Annotated in this window: 22 protein-coding genes; 12 read left to right on the top strand and 10 right to left on the bottom strand. The window is 63.0% G+C overall.

Annotated features, from left to right (window positions below; genetic code table 11):
- Window positions 1-49: 49 nt before the first annotated feature.
- From NKI16_RS14120 to NKI16_RS14100, 5 genes are all read left to right on the top strand, one after another.
- Complete coding sequence (locus NKI16_RS14120) at window positions 50-1,606, top strand: Do family serine endopeptidase (RefSeq protein ID WP_352782810.1); 1,557 nt, start codon at window positions 50-52, stop codon at window positions 1,604-1,606.
- A gap of 299 nt (window positions 1,607-1,905) precedes the next feature.
- A complete protein-coding gene (locus NKI16_RS14115; protein ID WP_254819962.1) occupies window positions 1,906-2,580 on the top strand; it encodes a response regulator transcription factor in 675 nt (224 codons plus the stop codon).
- A 6-nt stretch (window positions 2,581-2,586) separates the two neighbouring features.
- Window positions 2,587-4,056, top strand: coding sequence for a sensor histidine kinase (locus tag NKI16_RS14110; RefSeq protein ID WP_352922996.1), 1,470 nt, complete (start codon window positions 2,587-2,589; stop codon window positions 4,054-4,056).
- 11 nt (window positions 4,057-4,067) lie between these two features.
- Window positions 4,068-7,022 (top strand): bifunctional [glutamine synthetase] adenylyltransferase/[glutamine synthetase]-adenylyl-L-tyrosine phosphorylase, encoded by a 2,955-nt coding sequence (locus NKI16_RS14105; protein ID WP_352641921.1) that lies wholly within the window; start codon window positions 4,068-4,070, stop codon window positions 7,020-7,022.
- Window positions 7,023-7,167: 145 nt separating this feature from the next.
- A complete protein-coding gene (locus NKI16_RS14100; RefSeq protein WP_352622509.1) occupies window positions 7,168-7,647 on the top strand; it encodes an EF-hand domain-containing protein in 480 nt (159 codons plus the stop codon).
- Between the two features lie 50 nt (window positions 7,648-7,697).
- Here NKI16_RS14100 and NKI16_RS14095 read toward each other — a convergent pair whose 3' ends face one another.
- Together NKI16_RS14095 and pepN are read right to left on the bottom strand one after the other, a co-directional pair.
- Entirely contained in the window at window positions 7,698-10,022 is a 2,325-nt protein-coding gene (locus tag NKI16_RS14095; protein WP_352622511.1) for a PAS domain-containing sensor histidine kinase, read from the bottom strand.
- Window positions 10,023-10,211: 189 nt separating this feature from the next.
- Complete coding sequence (gene pepN, locus NKI16_RS14090; protein WP_352622513.1) at window positions 10,212-12,857, bottom strand: aminopeptidase N; 2,646 nt, start codon at window positions 12,855-12,857, stop codon at window positions 10,212-10,214.
- Between the two features lie 154 nt (window positions 12,858-13,011).
- On the opposite strand from pepN, the gene NKI16_RS14085 reads away from it, so the two are divergent.
- Both NKI16_RS14085 and NKI16_RS14080 read left to right on the top strand, forming a co-directional pair.
- Complete coding sequence (locus tag NKI16_RS14085) at window positions 13,012-13,236, top strand: hypothetical protein (protein WP_352570006.1); 225 nt, start codon at window positions 13,012-13,014, stop codon at window positions 13,234-13,236.
- Window positions 13,233-14,210, top strand: a complete 978-nt coding sequence (locus NKI16_RS14080) for a DMT family transporter (protein ID WP_502894781.1) — start codon at window positions 13,233-13,235, stop codon at window positions 14,208-14,210. The genes NKI16_RS14085 and NKI16_RS14080 overlap by 4 nt, the downstream gene beginning before the upstream one ends.
- Here NKI16_RS14080 and NKI16_RS14075 read toward each other — a convergent pair whose 3' ends face one another.
- The 3 genes from NKI16_RS14075 to NKI16_RS14065 all read right to left on the bottom strand — a co-directional run bounded on the left by NKI16_RS14075 (window position 14,211) and on the right by NKI16_RS14065 (window position 16,695).
- Window positions 14,211-15,026 carry a helix-turn-helix domain-containing protein gene (locus tag NKI16_RS14075; RefSeq protein ID WP_352569855.1) on the bottom strand — a complete coding sequence of 272 codons (816 nt, stop codon included), beginning with the start codon at window positions 15,024-15,026 and terminating at the stop codon, window positions 14,211-14,213.
- Window positions 15,027-15,131: 105 nt separating this feature from the next.
- Entirely contained in the window at window positions 15,132-16,013 is an 882-nt protein-coding gene (locus tag NKI16_RS14070; RefSeq protein ID WP_352569853.1) for a uracil-DNA glycosylase, read from the bottom strand.
- 37 nt (window positions 16,014-16,050) lie between these two features.
- Window positions 16,051-16,695, bottom strand: a complete 645-nt coding sequence (locus tag NKI16_RS14065) for a hypothetical protein (protein WP_352569852.1) — start codon at window positions 16,693-16,695, stop codon at window positions 16,051-16,053.
- Here NKI16_RS14065 and NKI16_RS14060 point away from each other — a divergent pair.
- From NKI16_RS14060 to NKI16_RS14050, 3 genes are all read left to right on the top strand, one after another.
- Window positions 16,646-16,828 carry a hypothetical protein gene (locus NKI16_RS14060; protein ID WP_198023574.1) on the top strand — a complete coding sequence of 61 codons (183 nt, stop codon included), beginning with the start codon at window positions 16,646-16,648 and terminating at the stop codon, window positions 16,826-16,828. The genes NKI16_RS14065 and NKI16_RS14060 overlap by 50 nt on opposite strands.
- Before the next feature lie 106 nt (window positions 16,829-16,934).
- Complete coding sequence (locus tag NKI16_RS14055) at window positions 16,935-18,614, top strand: electron transfer flavoprotein-ubiquinone oxidoreductase (protein ID WP_023677807.1); 1,680 nt, start codon at window positions 16,935-16,937, stop codon at window positions 18,612-18,614.
- A 111-nt stretch (window positions 18,615-18,725) separates the two neighbouring features.
- Window positions 18,726-19,322, top strand: coding sequence for a DUF922 domain-containing protein (locus NKI16_RS14050; protein ID WP_352454346.1), 597 nt, complete (start codon window positions 18,726-18,728; stop codon window positions 19,320-19,322).
- 30 nt (window positions 19,323-19,352) lie between these two features.
- Here NKI16_RS14050 and NKI16_RS14045 read toward each other — a convergent pair whose 3' ends face one another.
- The 5 genes from NKI16_RS14045 to NKI16_RS14025 form a co-directional block, all read right to left on the bottom strand.
- Window positions 19,353-20,390, bottom strand: a complete 1,038-nt coding sequence (locus NKI16_RS14045) for an endonuclease/exonuclease/phosphatase family protein (protein WP_352591950.1) — start codon at window positions 20,388-20,390, stop codon at window positions 19,353-19,355.
- Window positions 20,391-20,470: 80 nt separating this feature from the next.
- Window positions 20,471-21,973, bottom strand: coding sequence for an AMP nucleosidase (locus NKI16_RS14040; RefSeq protein WP_352591953.1), 1,503 nt, complete (start codon window positions 21,971-21,973; stop codon window positions 20,471-20,473).
- Between the two features lie 80 nt (window positions 21,974-22,053).
- The gene (locus NKI16_RS14035) at window positions 22,054-22,248 is read right to left on the bottom strand and encodes a hypothetical protein (RefSeq protein WP_352454349.1); all 195 of its coding nucleotides are present in this window, start codon (window positions 22,246-22,248) and stop codon (window positions 22,054-22,056) included.
- 41 nt (window positions 22,249-22,289) lie between these two features.
- Complete coding sequence (locus tag NKI16_RS14030; protein WP_023677802.1) at window positions 22,290-22,442, bottom strand: hypothetical protein; 153 nt, start codon at window positions 22,440-22,442, stop codon at window positions 22,290-22,292.
- Window positions 22,443-22,651: 209 nt separating this feature from the next.
- On the bottom strand, window positions 22,652-22,996 hold the full coding sequence (locus tag NKI16_RS14025) for a DUF2147 domain-containing protein (RefSeq protein WP_352622516.1): 345 nt from the start codon (window positions 22,994-22,996) through the stop codon (window positions 22,652-22,654).
- 459 nt (window positions 22,997-23,455) lie between these two features.
- Here NKI16_RS14025 and NKI16_RS14020 point away from each other — a divergent pair, with 459 nt between their 5' ends.
- Both NKI16_RS14020 and NKI16_RS14015 read left to right on the top strand, forming a co-directional pair.
- Window positions 23,456-23,722, top strand: a complete 267-nt coding sequence (locus tag NKI16_RS14020; protein ID WP_010915070.1) for an SEL1-like repeat protein — start codon at window positions 23,456-23,458, stop codon at window positions 23,720-23,722.
- 379 nt (window positions 23,723-24,101) lie between these two features.
- Complete coding sequence (locus NKI16_RS14015) at window positions 24,102-25,223, top strand: branched-chain amino acid ABC transporter substrate-binding protein (RefSeq protein ID WP_023677800.1); 1,122 nt, start codon at window positions 24,102-24,104, stop codon at window positions 25,221-25,223.
- Window positions 25,224-25,267 lie beyond the last annotated feature (44 nt).

The following is a 25,267-nucleotide window of genomic DNA, read 5'->3' as shown; positions in this document are numbered from 1 at the left end:
TCGAGGATGCCAATCAAGGGGCGTCCCTTGAAAAGAGGATACGATAACCATGAATGTTGCCCCCAATTCATATCTTCGCACCCGCAAACGCCTTCTGGCCGCAGCCGCATCCCTGGCCATTGCCGGCGCGATCGGCTTTGGTGCTGTTGCCACCGGGACAGCCCCGGTTCTGGCCGACGCCGTGCGTGTCGAGGCACCGCAGGTCCCGAGCTTCGCCGATGTGGTCGAGCGCGTTTCGCCGGCGGTCGTCAGCGTGCGCGTCAAGGCCAAGATCCAGCCGACGGCCGATGACGGTTCCGGCCAGATGGACGACGAGGACGGCCTAGGCAATCTTCCCGACAATCCGCAGCTGCGGCGTTTCTTCCGCGAATTCCGCGGCTTTGGCGATCAAGGCGGCGATCAGGGCCCGAACGGAATGCGCCGTTTTGGACACCGTGACCGCAACGACGACCAGCCGCGGCCGGTGGCGCAAGGGTCCGGTTTCTTCATCTCCGATGACGGCTATCTCGTCACCAACAACCATGTCGTCGAGGAGGGCACCGCCTTCACCGTGGTGACCAATGACGGCAAGGAACTCGACGCCAAGCTGATCGGCACCGATCCGCGCACCGATCTTGCCGTGCTCAAGGTCGATGACGGCAACAAGTTCACCTATGTCGACTTCGCCGATGATTCCAAGGTTCGCGTCGGCGACTGGGTGGTGGCTGTCGGCAATCCGTTCGGCCTCGGCGGCACGGTTACCGCAGGCATCGTTTCGGCCCGCGGCCGCGATATCGGCGCCGGTCCCTATGACGACTTCATCCAGATCGACGCCTCGGTGAACCGCGGCAATTCGGGCGGCCCGACCTTCAACCTCAACGGCCAGGTTGTCGGCATCAACACCGCGATCTTCTCGCCGTCGGGCGGCAGCGTCGGCATTGCCTTCGATATTCCCGCTTCGACCGCCAAGCAGGTCGTGCAGGATCTGATGAAGAACGGTACAGTCCAGCGCGGCTGGCTCGGCGTCGAAATCCAGCCGGTCACGCCCGAAATCGCCGAGTCGCTTGGCCTTGGGTCCGGCAAGGGCGCGCTCGTTGCCAGCGCGCAGGACAACGGTCCCGGGAAGAAGGCCGGCATCACCGCCGGTGACGTGATCACCCAGGTGGACGGCAAGGACGTTGCTTCGCCGAAGGAACTCGCCCGCCTGATTGGCGCTTACCCGCCCGGCAAATCTGTCGATGTCACGGTGTGGCGCAACGGCAAGAGCGAGGCGGTTAAGGTCGATCTCGGCAAGCTGCCGTCGAGCGACAAGCAGGCCTCGGCCGACCAGCAGCCTGCCCCCGCGCCGAAGACCGACACGCTCGCCGATCTCGGCCTGACCGTCACCAAGTCTGACAATGGCAAGGGCCTTGTGGTGACCGATGTCGACCCCGACAGCGATGCCGCCGATCGCGGCATCCAGCCCGGCGACGTCATCACCTCCGTCAATTCGACCGAAGTGAACGGCACCGGCGACGTCGACAAGGCGATGGCCGACGCGGTGAAGTCCGGCCGCAAGGCGGTGCTGATGCAGATCACCCGCGACGACAGCAACCGCTTCGTCGCACTGCCTGTCGCCAAGGGCTGACGGCCGGTTACTTTTCCGGTGCGGCGGTTTTCAACACCCCCGAGCCGCCGCACGGGAAAGCACGGGGCCTGAATACGTTAGTCAGTCATCGTGTTCCGCCCCAGCGGCAGCGGGCTTCCCATCGCCCGCTGCCGCTCGAACATGCCGCTCAAGGCGTGAAGCGGTTTTAGGCTACGACATGCTAAAACAAAGACTTACCGCGTATCCCTGAATCACTTTGTTCGCGATACGCCATGGAGAAGGCCACGATGCATATGCCGGCCACTCAATCTTCCAGCGAAATCGCGTATAACGGTTCTATGAAGATTCTCGTCATAGAAGACGATCGCGAGGCAGCCGACTACCTGCAGAAGGCGTTCGCCGAGGCCGGCCATACCGCCCATGTCGCCGGCGACGGCGAAACCGGCTTCGCGCTCGCTGATTCCGGCGACTATGACGTCATGGTCGTTGATCGCATGATGCCGCGCCGCGACGGCCTGTCCGTCATTGCCGGGCTCAGGTCCAGAGGCAATACGACGCCCGTGCTGATCCTGTCGGCGCTCGGCGAAGTCGACGACCGGGTCACCGGTCTGCGCGCCGGCGGCGACGACTATCTGACCAAGCCCTACGCCTTTTCCGAACTGCTCGCCCGCGTCGAGGTGCTGAACCGCCGCGCCAGCGCCAGGGAAGCCGAAACCGTCTACCGGGTCGGTGATCTCGAACTCGACCGGCTGTCGCACTCGGTGCGCCGCGCCGGGCGCGAGATAACGCTGCAGCCGCGCGAGTTCCGCCTGCTCGAATATCTGATGCGCCATGCCGGCCAGGTGGTGACGCGCACCATGCTGCTTGAAAACGTCTGGGACTATCATTTCGATCCGCAGACCAACGTCATCGACGTTCATATCTCGCGGCTGCGGGGCAAGATCGAGAAGGGCTTCGACAAGCCGATCCTGCACACGGTTCGCGGCGCCGGCTACATGCTGAAAAGCGGCTAGAACCGCATGACTCTTTCCGTGCCGGCCATCATGAAGACGACGGCAGCGCGGCTTTCGGCGCTCTACCTCCTGCTGTTCGCCATCTGCGCGGTGCTGCTCGTGTTCTACATGACCTCGCTGTCGGCGCGCATGCTGACCGGCCAGACCCAGGACACGATCAACGACGAGGTGCTCGGCCTCGCCCGCGCCTATCAGCGCGGCGGCTTGCCGCTGCTGGTCCGTGTCGTCGAGCAGCGCTCCCGCCAGCCCGGCGCCAATCTCTATCTGATCGCCGATGCCAACGGCCAGATCCTGACCGGCAACGTGCAGAGCCTGGAGCCGGGCGTGATCGAGGCCGAGGGCTGGACCATCGAACCGTTCTCCTACCGCCGCTTCGGTGAGGGCGAGCTCGAGCGGCAGCGCAACCCGGTCTCCGACCCGAACGAGCCCGCCCAGAGCGAAGTTCAGGCCGAAGGCGAGAAGGGCCACAACGCCATTGCCCTGGTGCTGCGCCTGCCCAACCAGATGATCATGCTGGTCGGCCGCGACCTCGGCGAGCCGGAGCGCTTCCGCGCCGTCATTCGCCGCGCCTTGATGCTGGCGCTCGGCATGATGGGCGTCGGCGGGCTGCTGATCTGGTTCTTCGTCGGGCGCGCGGCGCTGAAGCGCATCGACAGCGTGTCCGAGGCGAGCCGCCGTATCATGGGCGGCGATCTTTCCGGCCGGCTGCCGGTCACCGGCGCCGGCGACGAGTTCGACCGGCTGTCGGAAAACCTCAATTCCATGCTGGCCAGGATCGCCACGCTGAACGAGGGCCTGAAGCAGGTCTCCGACAACATCGCCCACGACCTGAAGACGCCGCTGACCAGGCTGCGCAATCGCGCCGAGGCGACGCTTTCCGGCAAGCACAACACCAGCGACTACCGGCAGGCGCTGGAAGGAACGATCGCCGAATCCGATCAGCTGATAAAGACCTTCAACGCCATCCTGTTGATCTCGCGACTGGAAGCCGGCTATTCCTCGGAAAGCACCACCAGGGTTGATCTGGCCGCTGCCGTGCACGACGTCGTCGAACTCTACGAGCCGGTAGCGGAGGAGGCGGGCGTGACGCTCGAAACTTCGGTGCAAGGTTCCTTCGCCGTCAACGGCAATCGCGAGCTGATTGGCCAGGCGCTGTCCAACATCGTCGACAACGCGATCAAATATTCGACCGACTCGACCTCCAGGCCTACGGTTCGCGTGACGCTGGAGCGTGTCGGTAGCGAGATCAGACTCGCCGTCTCCGACAACGGCCAGGGCATTCCCGACGATGTCGACCGCGCCAGGGTGACCGAGCGTTTCGTGCGGCTGGAAAAGAGCCGCTCGCAGCCGGGTTCCGGCCTTGGCTTGAGCCTCGCCAAGGCGATCGTGACGTTCCACAATGGACGGCTTGAGCTTCTGCCCGGCAATCCCGGATTGTCCGTCGTCATGAGTTTTCCCGGGCGGGAGGATCGCTGATAGTGGCGAGGATGGCAGTGCGACGCCTCGAAACGGACTGGCTGTTGAAGCCGGCGATAAAGCTCGTTCCGCTGGATGCAAGCCGCGCCAGGCAGGGATTGTCGGAGATCGCCGACGCCGCGCGGCAAAAAGAACTGCCGCGACTGGCGAAATTCTTGGCAGGCAAGGGGGTCGTCCAGGATTTCCTCGCCGCCGTGTTCGACCTGTCGCCGTTCCTGCGCGATACCGCGCGCCGCCGGCCGCGGAGACTCGATGCGCTTTTCGACGAGACCATCGAGGCGCGGCTATCATCGATCGGCGCCGCGGTCGACAAGGCAGCACGCGTACAGGCCGTCTCCGAAAGCAGCCTGATGATGGAGCTGCGCCAATGCAAGGCGGAGGCGCATTTCCTGATCGCCTTGGCCGATCTCGCCGGCGAAGCCGAGACCTCGCTGACGGTGCGGCGACTGAGCGACCTTGCCGACGCCTGCACGCGTGCGGCTGTCGATTTCCTGCTCCGCGACGCGCATGAGCAAGGCAAGCTCCGATTGCCGGATGCCAAAAATCCGGCGCGACGCTCGGGCTGGATTCTGCTCGGCATGGGCAAGCTCGGCGCGCATGAGCTGAACTTTTCCTCCGACATCGACCTCGTCGTCTTCTTCGACCCCGATGCGCCAGCTGTCGTCGATCCGCTCGATGCAACCGAGCTGTTTTCGCGCCTGACCCGCCGGCTGGTCCGCATTCTCCAGGACCGCACCGAGCATGGTTATGTCTTCCGCACCGATCTCAGGCTTCGTCCCGACCCCGGCTCGACGCCGCTGGCGATCCCGGTCGAGGCGGCACTGCGCTACTATGAGGCGCGCGGCCAGAACTGGGAGCGCGCCGCCATGATCAAGGCGCGCCCGGTGGCCGGCGATGTTGCCGCCGGCGCCGCGTTCCTGAAGGAGCTGCAGCCCTATATCTGGCGCAAATACATGGACTATGCGGCGATCGCCGACGTCCACTCGATCAAGCGCCAGATCCACGCCCACAAGGGCCATGGCGAGGTCGCGGTCAAAGGCCACAACGTCAAGCTCGGCCGCGGCGGCATTCGCGAGATCGAGTTCTTCGTCCAGACCCAGCAGCTCATCGCCGGCGGCCGCTTTCCCGAATTGCGCGGCCGCGAGACCGTACCGATGCTCGGCGAACTTTCCGCGCGCGGCTGGATCACCGCCGATGCGCGCGATGCGCTCACCAGGCAGTACTGGTTCCTGCGCCGCGTCGAGCATGCCATCCAGATGGTTGCCGACGAGCAGACGCATATCCTGCCGGAGGACGAAGAGGGGCTGGAGCGCGTCGCCCGCATGCTGGGCTTTGCCGATGCGGCAGGCTTTGCCGAAACGTTCCGCGCGGCGCTGCACCAGGTCGAGCGCCACTATGCAGCGCTGTTCGAAACCGCGCCGGAGCTTTCGGCCGGCATCGGCAATCTGGTCTTTACCGGCGACGTCGACGATCCCGATACCTTGCAGACCTTGCAGCGGCTCGGCTTCCAGCGGCCGAGCGACATCTGCCGGGTTATCCGCGGCTGGCACTTCGGCCGCTACCGCGTCACCAGGTCGGCGGAAGCGCGCGAGCGGCTGACCGAACTGACGCCGGCGCTGCTGCAAGCCTTCGGCCAGACGCGGCGGGCGGACGAGGCAGTGATCCGCTTCGACGAATTCCTTGCCGGCCTGCCTGCCGGCATCCAGCTGTTTTCGCTGCTGCAGTCGAATCCGGCTTTGCTGAAGCTGATGGCGACTATCATGGGCGCGGCACCGCGGCTGGCCGCCATCATCACGCGCCGGCCGCATGTCTTCGATGGGCTGCTCGATCCGGCGCTGCTGAGCGAACTGCCAAACCGCGCCTATCTGTCGGCGCGCCTTGCCGCCTTCCTCGAAGGCGACAGAGCCTATGAAGACGTGCTCGACCGGCTGCGCATCTTTGCTTCGGAGCAAAAATTCCTGATCGGCGTCAGGCTGCTTGCCGGGTCGATCGACCCGCCGCGCGCCGGCCGCGCTTTTTCCGATCTCGCCGACCTGACCATCGAGGCGGCATTGCAGGCGGTGATGGCGGAATTCGCTTTGCGTCATGGCTATATTGCCGGCGGCCGGGTCGCGCTGCTCGGCATGGGCAAGCTCGGCAGCCGCGAACTGACGGCGGGCTCCGACGTCGACCTCATCCTGCTCTACGATCACGACGCCGATGCGGAGGAGTCCGACGGCGACAAGCCGCTTGCCCCGTCGCATTACTACAGCCGGCTGACACAGCGGCTGATCGCCGCCGTTTCCGCGCCGACCGCCGAGGGCGTGCTCTACGAGCTCGACCTTCGCCTGCGGCCGTCCGGCAACAAGGGGCCGGTGGCCACCCATGTCGACGCCTTCAAGAAGTATCAGCGCCAGGACGCCTGGACATGGGAGCACATGGCGCTGGCGCGCGCCCGCACGATCGGCGGCGATGCCGAGCTCTGCCGCGAGGTCGAGGGAGAGGTTGCCGCAGTGCTCGCTCTGCCGCGCGATCCAGCCAAGGTGATGGCCGAGGCATCCGAGATGCGCGCCATGGTCGACAAGGAGAAGCCGCCGCGCGATCTCTGGGACATCAAGCTGATCCCGGGCGGTCTCATCGATCTTGAATTCATTGCCCAGATTGCGCTGATCACCGGAAAGATCGAGGCAGGCCGCAGGGCCACCGGCACGGCTGAGGTCCTGTCGCGCCTGGCGCCGGATTTCGCCAGCGCCCAGGTCAGGCAGGAACTGGTGGATGCCTATTCGCTCTATCTGGCGCTGACCCAGATGATACGGCTTTGCCTCACCGGCGCGTTCGAACGCGACGACGTTCCGCCAGGGCTTTCGGATCTGCTTCTGGCCGTCACCGACCTGCCGGATTTCGGGGTGCTTGAAGCGCATCTCGGGGAGACGTCGCAGAAGGTCAGAAAGGATTTCGACCTTCTGCTTCGTGCGAAAAAACCGTGACGGCAACCAGCCGTACGGGCGAGAGCATCGGGCCCAAAATTGCGACCTGCTTTGGGAGGTTCCGATGTTCAATCAAAGAGATAGAGCGGGGGATTGAAGGTCCGCCGCTCTAGCATCGGGGGTGACGATGCAACAGGAGAAGACCATGAGAAAGACAACCAGACTTGCACTCGTTTTCGCAGCCCTGGCCGGCGCCGTCGGCACCGCTGCCTATGCAGACGAGCACTCCGGGGCTGGGCCGCGCGACGGCATGATGATGCGCCTCGGCAAGGTCATGAAGGACAATGACGGCACCATCACCTTCGACCAGTTCTCCGACGCCATGAACGCGCGGCTGAAGAAGATGGTCGCCGACAATGGCGGCAAGCTGACCGTGGCACAGCTCGCCGACGCGCTGGAGAAAGCACGCTTCGAGCAGATGGCCAGGCGCATCATCGCCCGTTACGACACCAAGGGCGACGGCACGCTGACCGCCGACGACATCACAAGCCGCCAGAAGAAGGTCTTCGCCATGCTCGACCGTGACAATGACGGGAAAATCGAGAAGAACGAACTGCCGAAGGGTCCCGGCGGTCACCGCCAATGGGACGGCGAGGGCAATGATGGCACTGACGGCATGCAGTGAGAATTGATAACGCTCCGGCGGTGCGAGCCGCCGGAGACTTATTTTGTCATTCAGGCAGCGGCCCTGACCGCCTGCGCGGCTTTCTTGATCGGGATGCGTACCGAGACGATCGTGCCGACGCTTTCGGTCGAGCGGATCTTCAACGCGCCACCCTGAAGCTCGGCCAGCGAGCGCGAGATGGCGAGGCCGAGGCCGGAGCCGGCATGGCTCTTGGAGAACTGGTTTTGCACCTGTTCGAATGGCCGCCCGAGCTTGCTCAGCGCCGCCTTCGGGATGCCGCAGCCATTGTCCTCGATCGTCAGGATCAGCGCGCTGGAAATGCTGCGGGCTCTGACCGAGATGTGGCCGCCTTGCCCGGTGAACTTCACCGCATTGGACAGAAGGTTGATGAGGATCTGCTTGATCGCCCTGCGGTCGGCGAACAGCGTCAGCGAATCGGCGATGCGGGTTTCGACGGTGATCGACTTTTCCGCCGCCTGCAGAGAAACGACGCGAACCGTCTCCCTGATGAGCGGGCAGAGATCGATTTCTTCCTGATCCAGGGCGAACTGTCCGGCCTCGATCTTCGACATGTCGAGGATGTCATTGATCACACCGAGAAGATATTTGCCGCTGCCGTTGATGTCGGTGGCATACTCTTCGTAGCGCGGCGAACCCAGCGGCCCGAACAGCCGCCGTTCCATCAGTTCCGAGAAGCCGATGATCGCGTTGAGCGGGGTGCGCAACTCGTGCGACATGTTGGCCAGGAATTCGGATTTGGCCCGGTTTGCCGCTTCGGCGCGCTCGGTTTCCTTCATGTATTTGCGATTGAGTTCGACGAGCTCACGAGCCCGTTCTTCTTCCGCGCGGCGGGCAAGGCTGAGGTCATGGATTGTCGCCATCAGCCGGCGCTCGCTGTCGACCAGCTTCTCCTGGTGCAGCTTGATCTGGGTGATGTCGGAGCCGACGGAGACGGTACCGCCGTCCCTTGTCCGCAACTCGTTCACCTGCAGCCAGCGGCCGTCGGCAAGCTGGCGCTCGAAGGTCACGCCTCCCTGCGGTCCGTTGGTGTTGGCAAGCCGCCGCTCCGAGGCGAAGGCCAGCATGCGTTCCTCCAGAACGGCGCGCGGCGCGCCCGGCATCACGTCGCGATCCAACAGGCCGTTGTCCTGCTGGTATTTGGAATTGCACATGATCAGGCGTTCGGACGAATCCCACAAGACGAAGGATTCGTTGATGTTTTCGATGGCTGTCCTTAGGCGCAGGTCCGCCGCTTCGGAGCGCAGCGCCAGGTGCCGCTGCTCGGTGACGTCGACGGCGATGCCGATCAGCTGGATCTCCGGCGCTTCCGGGTCGATAACGTGTGCTCTTGCGCGCATCCAAACCCATTGCCCGTCGGCATGGCGCATCCGGAACACCTGGTCGATATGGTCGATCTCGCGTGCGACGATCCTGTTGGCGAGTTCGAACAAATCGCCGTCCTCGGGATGAATGATTTCATCGACTTCGCCGAACGACAGCATCGTGTCGCAAGGCTCGTAGCCCAGCATGTCGTACATCGAGCGCGACCAGTACATCTTGCCGCGCACCATGTCCCAATCCCACAGGCCGCAGCGGCCGCGCACCAGCGCCATGTCGATGCGCTGGTGGGCTTCGAGATAGATGCGATCGGCGGCCTGGGCGCGCGCCGCCTGGCCGAAATAGGCGTAGAGGATGATGATCAGCACGCCGGCCGTCAGCACGAACAGCGTGACGTTGAGTGAGACCGTCTTGCGCCAGGCGTCAAAAACTGCCTCCTGCGGCACGAACGCTGCCGCGGCACCCCTTCGGCCATTCGCCAGGCTCACTGCCGCGTACCAGTCCTGTCCGCCGATGTTGACCTCCATTACCCCGGCGCGGTCGCCGAACATGAACAGCGGCTGCCCGCCCTGCACGACGCCATCGAGCGATCGCCCCTCCCAGTGCATCGACTGCGGCGATACGGCAATGATCTTGAAGGCGCTATCGGTGATCGCCAGTACGTGGCTTCGGCCCATCGCGCCCTGACGACCGGTGCTCTCCAGCAGGTCCTGGATCGCGCCGGGCGCGGAAACCATGGTCGCGTCGGCGATCGAACTGGCCAGTTGGCCGGCGGCCAGCGCAAGGATCGCCTTGGCGTCGCGCTCGATCTCGTCGCGCTCGTTCATCAGCGACAGAAAGCGCAGTACTGCGATGATCAACAGAAACATGATGATGAGGGCCGGGATCGATCGCCGCAACAGCGGCTCGGCTGCCAGCAGCCGTCGGTAGGCAGGTTCGGCGATGAGCCGCGTATTGCCCGCGAGTCCGTCGCTTCGCGCCTCGCGACGCTCAAACGCCGTCCCACCGGGCGCGCCCCACGCGTCCGCCTTCGCCATAAATGGCACTCCCCGATTTTCTGTACCGCTTGACGATCCGGCAACGCCGCACTTCCGAATCGTCACTAAAGAATCAAAGGTGATTCGCCTTGTCCAGAGGCGCGGCGAAAAAAGATTAAAAATCGACTAAAATAATGGGGTTTTCGGGTGGTCTTCCCTTTTTCCCACAAGGGGAGAACGGGAGGTCGCTTACGCCAGGGTGCGCTCGACGATGTCTCGCAAATCGGCCGACAGCTTCTCGGTATTGGCGATCGAAAGCAACGCCTCCCTTGCCTTGGCCTGCCGCACCGGTTCGAGCGAGCGCCACGACCTGAGCGCCGTCGCCAGCCTGGCGGCCACCTGCGGGTTGCGTTTTTCGACCTGCAGCACCGTTTCGACGAAAAGCCGGTAGCCTTGGCCGTCGGCGCGATGGAAGCCGGTCTGGTTGGCGCTGGAAAACGTACCGATGAGTGCCCGTACCCGGTTCGGGTTGGCCATCGAGAACGCCGGGTGGCTGGTCAAGGCGCGCACCGCGTCCACGGTTTGCGGGCCGGGCACGCTGGCCTGGGTCTGGAACCATTTGTCCATGACCAGCGGATCGGTTGCATATTTCGCCTCGAAATCGGCCAGTGCCTTGGTCGCCTCAGGTGAGCCATGGTGACGGTGCGCAAGAACGGTCAACGCCGCGGCACGATCCGTCATGTTGGTCGCCGATTGGAAGTGCCCGGCAGCGAGTCCCGCACCTCCCGGCAGCAAGGAGAGATAGTCCAGCAGGACATTGCGCAGAGCCCGCCGCCCGGCACTGGCCGCGTCCGGGCTGAACGGGCCATTGTCGGCGAGCCGATCGTAAAGTTTGGAGAATATCTCGCGGTTGGCCTCGGCGATCGCAACTGCCAGCGCCTCGCGCGCCGCGAAAATGGCGTCGGGGTCGATGTTCTTGCCGATGTCGCGGGCGATATCGGCCTCGCCGGGCAGCGCCAGGGCCAGTGCCCGATAGGCGGGTTCGAGTGCTTCGTCGCCGGCTGTCTTGCCGGCAAGCTCGGTCAGCCGGGCGCTGATCTCGGTTAGCCTGTGGTCCAGAATCTGGCGGAAACCGGCAATCAGCGCATCGGTTAAAAGCGTGTTGAACGACTGCCAGCGCGAGAAGGCGTCGCTGTCGTGGCCAGCCAGAAAAAACTGATCGTCGGGCCGCTGCTCGACCGAAAGCGTCACCGGCGCCGAAAAGCCGCGGTTGAGCGACATGGCCGGACGCTCGACAATCCCGGAAAACCTGACGACATGGCGGCGTTTGCGGATATGGATGACACCGTCCTCGACATTCGCCCCTTCGACGCCGCTATGGGCTATCGCCTCGCCACCGGCGCCAACCAGGCCGAAGGCAAGCGGAATGTGCATCAGCCGCTTGCGGCTTTCCGCCGGTGTTGGCGGCACCGACTGCTCGATTTCGAGCGTGAATTCCCGCGCCGCCGGATTATACGCCGAACTGACGGTCAGGTTCGGCGTACCGGCCTGATGATACCACAGCGAAAACTGCGACAGGTCGCGACCTGAGACGTCTTCGAACACTTTGATGAAGTCTTCGATCGTCGCCGCCTGGCCGTCGTGACGTTCGAAGTAGAGGTCCATGCCGGCGCGGAACGTCTCGGCGCCGAGGATGGTATGGATCATGCGCACGACTTCCGAGCCTTTTTCGTAGACCGTCGCCGTGTAGAAATTGTTGATCTCGCGGTAGCGGCGAGGCCGGACCGGATGCGCCAGCGGCCCTTGGTCCTCGGGAAACTGATGGGCGCGCAGCGTACGCACCTCGGCGATGCGCTTGACGGCGCGCGAGCGCTGATCGGCCGAGAATTCGTGGTCGCGGAAAACCGTCAGCCCTTCCTTCAGGCAAAGCTGGAACCAGTCGCGGCAAGTGATTCTGTTACCTGTCCAATTGTGGAAATACTCATGCGCGATGATGGCTTCGATATTGGCGAAATCGGCGTCGGTCGCAGTTTCCTGGTCGGCAAGAACGTACTTGTCGTTGAAGATGTTGAGGCCCTTGTTCTCCATTGCGCCCATATTGAAGTCGGACACGGCGACGATGTTGAAGACATCGAGGTCGTATTCGCGGCCGAATGCCCCCTCGTCCCATTTCATTGACCGTTTCAAAGCGTCCATGGCGTAGCCGGCGAGCCTCTCCTTGCCCGGTTCGACATAGATTCCGAGCTCGACCTTGCGGCCAGACAGGGTGACAAAACTGTCCGAGATCTTGCCGAGGTCGCCCGCCACCAGCGCAAACAAATAGGACGGCTTGGGGAAGGGGTCGTGCCAGACCGCATAGTGCCAGCCGCCGGCAAGCTCGCCGCCACCGGCTGGGTTGCCGTTGGACAAAAGCAGCGGCGCCTCACGGCGCTGAGCTTCGATGCGGACCGTATAGACCGACAGGATGTCGGGACGGTCGAGGAAATAAGTGATGCGGCGAAAGCCTTCGGCCTCACATTGTGTGCAATAGACGTCGCTCGAGCGATAGAGGCCCATTAGCGCTTCGTTCTGCGCCGGCGCCAACACGGTTTCAATTCTCAGCTGGAAGCACCTTGTCGCAGGGGGGCTGATGATTGTCAGTTGATCGGGCGTGGCGAGAAAATCCGCAGGGCTCGGTTCCTGGCCGTCGATGGCGATGCTGCGGAGCGTCAGCCCGTCGCCATCCAGCACCAGTGGCACCGACGCCGCAATCCCGTCGCGGCGTTCGACCGTCAGCACGGCGGTCACATGCGTTGCTTCAGGCGAAAGGCGGAAAGTCAGGCTGGTTTCCGGAATGAGATAATCACTGGGGCGATAGTCTTCGAGCTTGAAGACCTGGCCGGTATCTGTGCGCATTCCTTGATTTTTCCTGTCGATCCGGGAGCGGCGGGCGGATCCGCTGGTCCAAATAATTTGAAGTCTGCGCTCTTTACACGAAACGCTCCCTCGACAAAACTGCAGCGACGTCTATTTCAGGCGATCATTTCCCAAGCATCATCGCGAGGCTTCCATGACCGTCGTCACGCCGAAATTCGGAACGAGCGCCTCTGTGTTGCGTCGCGAGGATATGGCCTTCATCAAGGGCGCGCGGGAGGCGGGTACGATCGGATCGACGCCTGCCGCGCTCAATGCGGTGACCGACGCGCTCTACCGCACCTACGGCATCAGGCATATCGACATGCCGGCAACGCCGGCGTGCATCTGGGCGGCGATCGAGGAAGCAAAAGGGGCGTGACAGCCAGACCGGATTTGCCAGTGCTTGCAGCTGGCGACCTTGCCGGCGAGCACAGCACGCTGACCGGGATCTTGCTCAAGATCGTATCGGTGGCGGTCTTCGTCGGCATGTCGTCCTGCATCAAGGCGGCAGGCACCGTGCCGGCGGGCCAGATCGTCTTCTTCCGCTCCTTCTTTGCCATTTTTCCGATCATCGCCTTCCTCGCCTTCCAGGGAAAACTCGGAACCGCCTTTTCGACAAAGCGCCCGCTCAACCACATTGCGCGCGGCGTCGTCGGTGTCTGTGCCATGGGGCTCGGCTTCTTCGCGCTGACGCGGCTGCCGCTGCCGGAGGCGATCACACTGAACTACGCGCAGCCGCTGCTGGTCGTGGTGTTCAGTTCGATCTTCCTCGGCGAAGCCATCCGCATCTATCGCTGGAGTGCGGTTGCCGTCGGCCTGGTCGGGGTGCTGATCATCTCGTGGCCGGAACTGACGCTGCTCAGTTCGGGCGCTGCCCTTGGCGATCAGGAGGTGCTTGGCGTCATCGCCGCCCTCATAGCCGCGGCGATCTCGGCCATCGCCATGCTCCTGGTTCGCAACCTCGTCCAGAGCGAGCGGACGGCGACCATCGTGCTGTGGTTTTCGGTAACCGCGAGCGTCATGGCGCTGCTTTCGCTGCCATTCGGCTGGCAGGCGCTGACGCCAGCACAGGCGGGGCTTCTGATTGCCGCGGGTTTTTGCGGCGGGCTTGGCCAGATCCTGATGACCTCGGCCTATCGCCATGCCGAGGCTTCCGTCGTAGCACCTTTCGAATACACTTCGATGATCCTCGGCGTCGTCGTCGGCTATCTGGTCTTTGGCGACGTCGCCACGATCAACATGCTGGTCGGCGGCATGATCGTGGTTGCGGCGGGGATTTTCATCATCTGGCGCGAGCGCCAGCTGGGTCTCGAACGCACCCGCACCCGCAAGGCCGTCGCGCCGGAAGGGTGATCAGCCCGCTGCGTCGGTCCGCTCTTTCGCCAGCCGCATCAGCACCGCCCGCGTCTGCTCGTCGGCGGGGAAAAAAGATTCGATCGCCAGCTCCGACAGCGTCACGTCGAGCGGCGTGCCGAACACGGTGATGGTGCTGATGAACGACAGCACCGCGTCGCCATGGGCAAGCTTGAGCGGATGGACAATCGCGTTCGGTTCGACCGGCGCCGGCCGGCTGCTTTTAGGGCCGGACGGATATGCCCGAAGCTCGCGCTCGAGCTCGACCAGAACCGGATCGGCGGCAGCGTCGTTCTGCCGCTTCAGCCGCTCCAGAAGATGCGTCCGCCATTCCGCAGGGTTGACGATGCGCGGCGCGATGCCGCCGGGATGCAGGCTGAGGCGCAACACGTTGACCGGCGGCTTCAGCAGGGACGCGTCGGCGACATTGGCGAGGAACGGGCCGATGGCGGCGTTCGCCGACACCAGGTTCCAATGCCGGTCCACGGCAAGCGCCGGGAACGGCTCGTGCGCCTTGAGCACGGTCTCGACCGCCGCCATCGCCGGTGCCATCGAGGCATCGTCAAGTGGTCGTTCGCTGAAGCTCGGGGCAAAGCCGGCGGCCAGCAGCAGCTGGTTGCGCTGCCTGAGCGGGATCGAGAGCTGCTCTGCCAGATGCAACACCATATCACGCGAGGGCGCGGCGCGGCCGCTTTCCACGAAACTCAGATGCCGCTGCGAGATCTCGGCCTCCATAGCAAGGTCGAGCTGGCTCATGCGCCGGCGTGTACGCCATTCGCGAATGAGACTGCCGGCGGAAATCTGGGCTGCTGTCATGACGAGATGACTAGGCCGGAAGTGGGCGCATTTCAATTACCTGCTAGGTCATGATGCCGCCCTTCCTTCCTCGCAAGGGGAGGACGGAAGACGCGTTCTGCACCGTTACCCAAGTGCCCGCAACTTCGCCTTCACTTCGAGGAAATCCCGCCACGCCAGCTTCTTGTGCGCCGGCGTTCTCAACAAATAGGCCGGATGCAGGGTCGGCATGGCGGGAATGGCGACGCCAGACGGGGTCGTGTGGACCCGCCAGTTGCCGCGCAGCCGCAATATGCCTTCGGAGGTGTTGAGCAGGGTCTTTGCCGACGGGCCGCCGAGATTGACCAGCACCTTCGGATTGACCAGTTCGATCTGCCGCTCGATGAACGGCCGGCAGATCTCGGTCTCGTGCGGCGTCGGCGTGCGGTTGCCCGGCGGCCGCCAGGGAATCACGTTGGCGATGTAGGCAGATGTCCGGTCAAGACCGATCGCGGCCAGCATGCGGTCGAGCAGCCGGCCCGAGCGGCCGACGAACGGCAAGCCCTCTATGTCCTCGTCGCGGCCCGGTGCTTCGCCGACCAGCATCACCGCGGCAGTCGGATTGCCGTCGGCGAACACCAGGTTCTTGGCGGTGAATTTAAGATTGCAGCCGTCGAATGCCGCCATGTGCTGGCGAAGCTCGTCGAGGCTTGCCGCCGATCTCGCCAGTTGCCGCGCCAATGCCGCCTGCGCCTCGTCGGGCACCGTTGACATGGCCGCGGACGTTCGCACTGCCGGTGCCGTATTCGGTCTCTCGCCCATTTCGGCGCGCGACACGCTCGTCGAGCGATGAGGCGATGCATTTTCACCGGCCGGCAGAGCGGCCGCCGCAGGCACCCGCTCCGGCGGCCTGGCTTCTGCAAACCTGTTTACCGGCTGTTCTTCAAGTGCCTCGTCGACGCCGGCGCTGGCGTAGAAGGCCAGCAGCTCGGCGAGATCGGCTCGGCTAGTGTGGGGGGCGGCAGTCATGGTTTCACATTCGGCCGCGGAGCTTGAATTTGCAAGTTCAGCTCGACGGTATGCGCGGATCCTGCACCAGATAGAACGTCCAGCGCGGCGTGTAGTCGGTGATCAGGAAATAGAAGCTGGCGGTCTTCAGCGGGTCGATCTTGCCGTTCTTGAACAGCAGGCGGTCATACGGTTCGAAATTGCGGTCGAAATCGGCGTAGCTGCTCGACCAGATATTTTCGGGCGTTTTGTTGCGCTGGTCGAACGACAGGCCATCGCCGAACACGCTCGGCTGGTCGAGGATCTCCTGGAGTTCGAACTGGAACTCGACCCAGGCTTGGCCGCTATTGTTGAGCACGTCGATGCGCATATACATCAGACCATTGGCGAAGTCTCCCGCCTTGCCGAACGGCTGGATCGGCCTTGTCGTGCGAATGGCCAGCGTTACCGGCGTCGCTGAATTCAGCTCTTCGGTGATGACCAGCGGATCCTCCTTCGTGCCGATGCCGGAAGCCCCGGTGATGCGGAAACCGCCGCGCTCGTCGGAAAAGGAATAGGCGCCGGTCGCCCAGACCAGTTGCTGCTCGGCACGGGCATCGAGGGCCGTCAGTGGCAGAAGCGCCAAGAGCACCGCACGGCAAAACCGGCCGGGCGTGAAAAAAAAGCGCGTCGATGAAAAGCCAGCCGGCCCGAATATGCGCATGGCGGGAAGTATGGCCGATAAGCAAGCCGTCGAACAATTAAAAACATCAGTGCGACATATCTGTGCAAACGGAATAGGATTGAAGATTGATGCTCGTCACCGCGAATCTGTGCGGCAGGACGCGACTTTTTGACGAAATCGGTATTGTCACGTCCGCGCCGGTTTCCCGTCGCTATTTGATGCGCTATGCAGCGCGTGAGCCAGCAAGATGCCGGGAATAGCGAGCCAGTGAGGGATCGATGAGCGATATCGAACGCGAAAGCATGGAATTCGACGTGGTCATCGTCGGCGCCGGCCCGGCCGGCCTCGCCGCCGCGATCCGTCTCAAGCAGGTCAATCCCGAGCTTTCCGTCGTCGTGCTGGAAAAGGGCGGCGAAGTCGGTGCGCACATCCTGTCCGGCGCCGTCGTCGATCCGATCGGCATCGACCGGCTGCTGCCCGGCTGGCGCGAAGAGGAGGGTCATCCCTTCAGGACACCGGTCACCGACGACCATTTCCTGGTTCTCGGCCCCGCCGGTTCGTTCCGTCTGCCCAATATCCTGATGCCGCCGCTGATGAACAATCACGGCAACTATATCGTCTCGCTCGGCAATGTCTGCCGCTGGCTGGCGACCAAGGCCGAGGCGCTGGGCGTCGAGATCTATCCGGGCTTTGCCGCGGTCGGCCTGCTCTACAACGAGGCCGGTGCGGTCACCGGCGTCGTCACCGGCGACATGGGCGTCGAGAAGGACGGCACGCACGGTCCGGGCTTTGCGCCGGGCATGGCGCTGATGGGCAAATATGTCTTGATCGGCGAGGGCGCGCGCGGCTCGCTGGCCAAGCAACTGATCGCCAAACACCACCTTTCCGACGGTCGTGAGCCCGGAAAATACGGCATCGGCCTCAAGGAACTCTGGCAGATCAAACCGGAAAACCACCGGCCCGGCCTTGTCCAGCATTCCTTCGGCTGGCCGCTCGATATGAAGACCGGCGGCGGCTCCTTCCTCTACCATCTCGAGGACAACCAGGTGGCAGTCGGCTTCGTCGTTCACCTGAACTACAAGAACCCCTATCTGTCGCCCTTTGACGAGTTCCAGCGCTTCAAGACCCATCCGGCGATCCGCGGCACCTTCGAGGGTGCCAAGCGGCTGGGCTACGGTGCCCGCGCCATCACCGAAGGCGGCTGGCAGTCGGTGCCGAAACTGTCCTTTCCCGGCGGTGCGCTGATCGGCTGCGCGGCCGGCTTCGTCAACGTGCCGCGCATCAAGGGCTCGCACAATGCCGTGCTCTCCGGAATGCTGGCGGCCGAGCATGTCTGTGATGCGATAGCCGCCGGCCGCACCAATGACGAGCTGGCCTCCTACGAGGCCACCTGGCGCGCCACCGATATCGGCAAGGACCTGAAGAAAGTGCGCAACGTCAAGCCGCTATGGTCGCGCTTCGGCACCATTGTCGGCGTCGGCCTTGGCGGCCTCGACATGTGGCTGAACACGCTGTTCGGCTTCTCGCCCTTCGGCACGATGAAGCACGGCAGGGCCGACTACGCGACGCTGGAACCGGCCGCCGCGCACCAGAAGATCGCCTACCCGAAGCCGGACGGGGTGCTGACCTTCGACCGGCTGTCGTCGGTGTTCCTGTCCAACACCAACCACGAGGAGAACGAGCCGGTGCATCTGCTCGTCGCCGACATGGACCTGCAGAAGCGCTCCGAGCATGACGTCTATGCGGGGCCCTCGACGCGTTACTGCCCGGCCAGCGTCTACGAATGGGTCGACAAGGATGGCAATGCCGCCGCCGATCCTGCGGCCAAGGATGTGCGCTTCGTCATCAACGCGCAGAACTGCGTGCACTGCAAGACTTGCGACATCAAGGACCCGAACCAGAACATAAATTGGGTGCCGCCACAGGGCGGCGAGGGCCCGGTCTACCAGAACATGTAAGTCACAAGGTTTGCTCCGGACTAAACAAGATGAGGAGCAGCGCAACCGTAGGATTGTTGAATAAACCGCCTGCCTGTGTTTCCTTTCTGCGGCGACAGGGAGGAAGGAAAAATGCGCCTGGCAGTTCTGACGAGCGTTGTGGCGATCGGGGCATTGTGCGCCCCTGCAGCCTTGGCCGGCACTAAGGTGCTGGTCAAGACACGAACTTACAGCATTGCCGGAACCACCGGCGCGGCCCTGATCGAGGCCATGGATCGCAGTGGGCCGAAGCACGGCTTCATGACCCACGCCATCGCGCAGACCGGCTACAGCGTCGATGATTGGACCTTCGACGCCCATCGGGAAAACGGCGTCTGCCGCCTGCGCCAGGCCAACGGGACGCTCAATCTCTTCTATACCTATCCCAAACTAGTCTCAGCCACGTCGCCTGCGCTGCAGAAGCGCTGGAAGCGGTTCTTCGCTGGCGTCCGCGCCCATGAAGAGACCCATGGCCGCATCGCCAGACAGATGATGCGGGCCACCGAAAAGTCGGTTCGAGGGCTGACAGTCGGTGATGACCCGCACTGTTTCGAGGCACGTCGCGAGGCAAAGCGCCGGATCAATGCCATCTATGCCGAATACGAGGCAAAGCAGATCGCCTTCGATGCGCACGAGCATCGCGACGGCGGCCCTGTCGAGCACCTCATCCGCGCTTTTGTGGGCCAGTAATAAGCCAGGTCGAGATTGGACTGCGGATTTTCAGCTTCGCGTCCCGCCAGGCAGCGCCGCAAGCGCGGTCGCCGTCTGGTGCTCGTCGAGCGGCTTTTGTTCATCCGACCGTAGCGAAAACTCCACCAGCACCGGCAGATGGTCTGAGCCGGTGTCCTCAAGGGTCGACGCCGAACGGATAACGATGGCGCCCTTGCTGAAAACCTGGTCGATCGGCAGTCCGGCGAAGCGCAGGAAATCCGGCAGCCTTCTGTAGAGCCAGGTCGGCCCGACCGACGGCATTACAGTCAGCTTGCCAAGCGATGCGACGCGCCGGACGGCGGCGCTCCATGGCGCTGCGTTGCAGTCGCCTGCCAGGATCGACGTCTCGCCAAGCGAGGCGATTTCGTCAGACAACCCTCCAATCTGCCGTGATTGGTTGTGCGGCCATGGCCAGGTGAGGTGGATGGCGGCGACATCGACGTCGGTTCCGCCGAAATCGACCGTGGCGATCGCCATCGCGCCGCGGCTGTCGCAGTGCGGCTCCGTGCCTATGGCAAACGGTCGTCTGGACAGCAGCGCAACGCCGAACACGCCATTGGGATATGGGCAGAGGATCCGGTGGGGATAGGCGCCGGATAGCAGCCCAAGCTTTGCCTTCCACATCTCGGACACCTCGTCGAGGGTGATCACATCAGGCTGGGTCCGGCCGATCAGCGACAGCACCTTCTCAGGCGTTGGATTGTTGAACCTGAGGTTCATCTGCAGCAGGCGGTAGACTGGCTCGTCACCGGGTTTGGCTTCGTAGCCGGCCTGCACCTGCCATAGCCGCGAAAGCGGCAAGGCATTCGACGTAGTGGCAAAGGAGGCTATCGCAAACAGCAATGCGGCCGCGGCCTGCAGGCGAAACGAGGTGGCGAGCAGCGGCAGCGCGCAAAGCGCCATCAGCACCGAAAAATGGACGCGGAAATGAGCAAAGGAATCGAGGGCCGGATGCAGCGATCCGAAGAACCCGGCCACCAGCGCGGCCGAGAGTGCAAGCATTGCGACGAATGCCAGCGCAACCGTCATGTCCCGAACACGTGCCATCGCTTTGTCTATCGGCAGAAGTGCGGCTCAATCAAGATGACGAAATGTCCTGACCTGGACCGACACATGCAATTCGGCATTTACTGGAAGGCAGTTTCCGAAAAGCTCCTGAGCTTGCGCGAATGCAGCCGCTCCATCGGCATTTCAGCCAGCTTCTCCATCGCCCTGATGCCGATGGTCAGATGCTGCGCTACTTGCCGCTTGTAGAACTCGGTCGCCATGCCCGGCAACTTCAATTCGCCATGCAGCGGCTTGTCGGATACGCAAAGCAGCGTGCCATAGGGCACCCGGAAGCGGAAGCCGTTGGCGGCGATCGTCGCCGATTCCATGTCGAGAGCGATCGCCCGCGACTGCGACAGCCGCTGCACCGGCCCGCGCTGGTCGCGCAGCTCCCAATTGCGGTTGTCGATAGTGGCGACGGTGCCGGTGCGCATGATGCGCTTGAGATCATATCCGGAAAGCCCGGTGACCTCGGCGACCGCTTCCTGCAGCGCCACCTGGATTTCGGCTAGCGGCGGGATCGGCACCCAGACCGGAAGATCGTCGTCGAGGACATGGTCTTCCCGTACGTAGGCATGCGCCAGCACATAATCCCCGAGCGCCTGCGTGTTGCGCAGGCCGGCGCAATGGCCGAGCATCACCCAGGCATGCGGCCGGAGCACCGCGATATGGTCGGTGATCGTCTTGGCGTTGGAAGGGCCAACGCCGATATTGACCATGGTGATGCCGCCATGGTTCGGCTTCTTCAGATGATAGGCCGGCATCTGCGGCAGGCGAGGGGGCGCAGCACTCTCACCGGGCGCGCCGTCCCCCACTTTGGTCACGATGTTGCCCGGCTCGACGAACTCGACATATCCGTCACCGCCATTGGCCATCAATTCGCGTGCACGGGCGACGAATTCGTCGATATAGAATTGGTAGTTGGTGAACAGCACGAAGTTCTGGAAATGCTGGGGGCTGGTCGCCGTATAGTGCGACATCCGGTGCAGCGAATAATCGATGCGTTGCGCGGTGAACGGCGCCAGCGGCCGTGCCTCGCCCAATGCCACTTCGAACGTGCCGTTGGCGATCTGGTCGTCGGTGCCGTCGAGATCTGGCACGTCGAACAGGTCACGGATCGGCCGTTTGATGCGTTCGGCAGCAGCGCCGTCGACATGGGTGCCTTCGAGGAAGGCGAAATGCAGCGGGATGGGAGTGGTCGATTCCGAAACCGTGACGGGAACGCCGTGGTTGCGCATGATTAGCCGAAGCTGTTCGGTGAGGTAGCTTTCGAAAAGAGCAGGCTGGGTGATGGTGGTTGAGAAATGCCCCGGCGTCGGCATGTGGCCATAGGCCTGCCTCGAGTCGATTTGGGTGAACGAACTCGTGGTGACGCCGATCTCCGGATAGAAGGCCCGGTAGCGTTTGTTGTTGTCGCCGCCCGCGGCGAGCGCGGCAAATGAATCGCGCAGGAACTTGGTGTTGCGGTCGTAAAGCACCTGCAGGGCCGCGACCGCCTTCTTGGCATCGTTGAAGCTCTGTTGGCCAAACGGCTCCGGCGTGACGACCGATTCAATGGCTTGGGGATAGATTCGCTTTTCCATGACTCAATATAGAGAGTTGGACGCGCGGTTGGGAGGGGGTAAGGCGGCCTCAATACGCGCTGTCGGCGTTTTTCGGTCTGCTAACCGCGCTGCAGGCTAACCAGCAGCACAAAGCCGAGGCCTGACTTCCTCAACGCAGGCGCCTCGATCGTCGAGCCAGCATTGGTGCGCATCGTCGGCACGGCCAGTACCGGGACCGAAAGAACAGTCAGGATGAGCGCCGCGCGCGGCAGCAGCCGAAGCGTCTTGAGGGTGTTGGCGGCGAGGCGGTTCATCGGCGTTTTGCTTTTCTCTAAAGGTTCAGCTCTTTGTCGTTTCAGTGGTGAAGATGGTTCAAGCAACCGAGTCGGCAGGAACTTGCGACGTCCCAGGAGCGGGACGGCCGGCCGGCTTCGGCGACAAGGACGGCGAACAACATGCCGAACAGGCTCATCAGCAGGCAGACGATGGTGAAGCGGCGGGCAAGCATTGCGCGGTGTCTCCTTCAATACGCATGACAATGCCTTGCCCCGGCTGAACCGGCTCTGATGGCTCCGTTCATCTGGGGTTCAAAATGGTTGATGATCTCTGGGCGGGCCGCCTTGAAAGCAGCGACCTATGGCGACGCCGCGGCTACGAGACCGATAACATGAAAACGGGGCCGACTGGCCCCGCTCACCCCTGGCAGGAATGGCACGATCAGAGCTTATGCCAGGTCTGGCTCTTGCAGATCAGCCCGCCGAGCACGCAGCCGCTCATCTTGAGCGAACTGCCGGAAAGCGATGCTTTGCCCGAATAGGTCTTGTCGGTTTCCGGGTCGGTTATGGTGCCGGCATATTTGTTGTCGCCGGCAACCTTCAGTGAACCGATGTTCTTGCCGGCAAATTTGCCGGATTTGAGCGTAATCGAAAATGCCCCGCCGCCACCCGAAATGGCGGCAGTCGATCCGGCTTGCGTTTTCCAATTGCCTTCGATCGGATCGGCCCATGCCGCGCCGGTCATTATTATTGCGGCCGCGAGGGCCAGGCTCACTTGTCGAAACATGTCTTTCCTCCCTCAGGTAAGTCCAATCGGGCTCCGTCCCGGGTGTCTGCCCCTTACGCAAACGTAAGCTAGTCCAGCTCCCGGAAAAACAAAAGCGGTGCCGCGACGGAAGGGTTGCGGGTTTTTGCCCGCTCCCGAACGGCCGCGCCGGCGAAAAATGAAACGGGCCGCACACGTCTTTGTCTTCTGTGGTTAGCGGAGTCTTGATCCGCGCCTCGCAAGTTTTCTTCAAATCTTGTGCAAACCGGCGCGATTGCTGGCTTTGTATCCTTAACGAATTTTCGCGTTTACCTCTTGTTTTAGCTTTGTTTTCCTCAAATTAAGCACGCCATTTAACGACGGATTCAAGCCTCCAGGGCATTCTCGAAAGCATCGAAAGAGCGGCCGCCCCCGACGGTAATCAAGGACACCGAGGGACAGACGGAGACAGCTCTCGGGAGCCAGAACAGGGGATTTGAAATGGCACGTTTTGAAATGCTTGAAGCCGGCTTCGGCGCCATGGGGGCAACTGCCCAGGCCGATATTCTTTTCGAGTTGGGCATGATGTATGCGACCGGCCGCGATTGCGAGACCGATGTCGTCGCCGCCCACAAATGGTTCAACATCGCCGCGATCAAGGGTTCGGCCCGCGCCGCGGAACTGCGCTCCGAATTGTCTGCCGCCATGTCGAAGGTCGAGATCGCCAAGGCGCTGCGCGAAGCTCGCGAATGGATGACGATGCACTGAATTCGCCGGCATCGACTTCACAAGGGTACTGACCTCACAACAGGGATGCTTCGGGTCAAGGCCGCGCAGAGGGCCGGGCCCGAACAATCAAGGCCGCGCAAGACGGCTGAGCCAACAAGATCAAGAACACGGCGGCAAGCTGTGCAATAGACAGGGAAGGCGAGCGGGTCCTGGCACCGATTCGTTGGGAAGCTCATGGCAAAAGCCGCGACCGGCCGGAACAAGGCTGGCGCGGCTTTGTCTTTGGGACTGCGTGTTGCAGGCCCAATCGAGTGCCGACGATGCGTCTAGACAGCCCCGGTGAAGGATGAAATTCTCCCGCCACTCTGGAAGAGGCGCGGCCGGGATGGTCGCGCGAGAGTGGAGGAGTTGTGTCACCATGAAGAAATTCAGTATTTTGAGCGCCGCCATATTTGGCCTAATGATGACCGCGCCGGTAGCCTTCGCCGACGACATCACCTTTTCGGTGGTCGGACCGATGACCGGTCAGCTTGCCACCATCGGCGATCAGTTCAAGCAGGGCGCGCAAGCCGCCGCCGACGCGATCAACGCGGCGGGCGGCGTCGACGGCCGCCAGATCAAGCTCGACATCGAGGACGACCAGTGCGATCCGAAGCAGGCGGTTTCGGTCGCCAACCGCATCATCGCCAATGGTGTCAAGTTCATCGATGGCCACGCCTGCTCGGGCTCCAGCATCCCGGCCTCCGCCGTCTACGCCGAAGCCGGTGCGCTGATGATGAGTCCGGCTTCCTCGAACCCGGTACTAACCGACGCAGCGGCGAAGGCCGGCTGGCCGACGATCATGCGCCTCTATACGCGCGACGATGCGCAGGGCGCTTTCATCGGTCCATGGATCGCCAAGAAATATGCCGGCAAGAACGTCGTCATCATGCACGACAAGAGCGCCTATGGGCAGGGCGTGGCCGATGCCGTCAAGGCAACGATGAACCAGAACGGTCTCAAAGAGATCCTCTACGAGGGCATCAACGCCGGCGAGAAGGACTATTCCGCTCTTGTTACCAAGCTCAAGGAGCTGAAAGCCGACGTCGTCTATTTCGGCGGCTATCACCCCGAAGCCGGCCTGATCCTGCGCCAGTCGGCGGAGCAGAACCTCAAGTTCCAGTTGATCATGCCGGACTCGATCGCTTCGCCGGAATTCTGGCAGGTTGCCGGTCCGGCCGGCGAAGGCACCATGTTCGTCTTCCCGTCGGATCCGCAGGCGAAGCCCGAAGCCAAGGAAGCCATCGCCAAGATCAAGGCCGGCGGCTTCGTGCCGGAGGGCTTCACGCTGTTTTCCTATGCGGTGATCCAGGCCTTCGCCGAAGGCATCAAACGCGCCGGCAGCGACGATCCGGCAAAAGTCGCTGAAGCGTTAAAGAACGGCCAGCCGATCAGCACGGTTGTCGGCTCGGTCACCTTCGACGAGAAGGGCGACCTCAAAAACGCCAGCTACGACATCAACCAGTGGCACGACGGCAAATACGCGCCGATCCAGCCGTGATGGCCGCGGCGCCAAGACGCGCTGCTGTAATTGAACATGGCCGG

Source organism: Mesorhizobium sp. M0698, from assembly GCF_040320455.1.
GTDB lineage: Bacteria > Pseudomonadota > Alphaproteobacteria > Rhizobiales > Rhizobiaceae > Mesorhizobium.
Note: the sequence above shows the minus strand (reverse complement) of the source record. Positions and strands in the feature narration are given on the sequence as shown.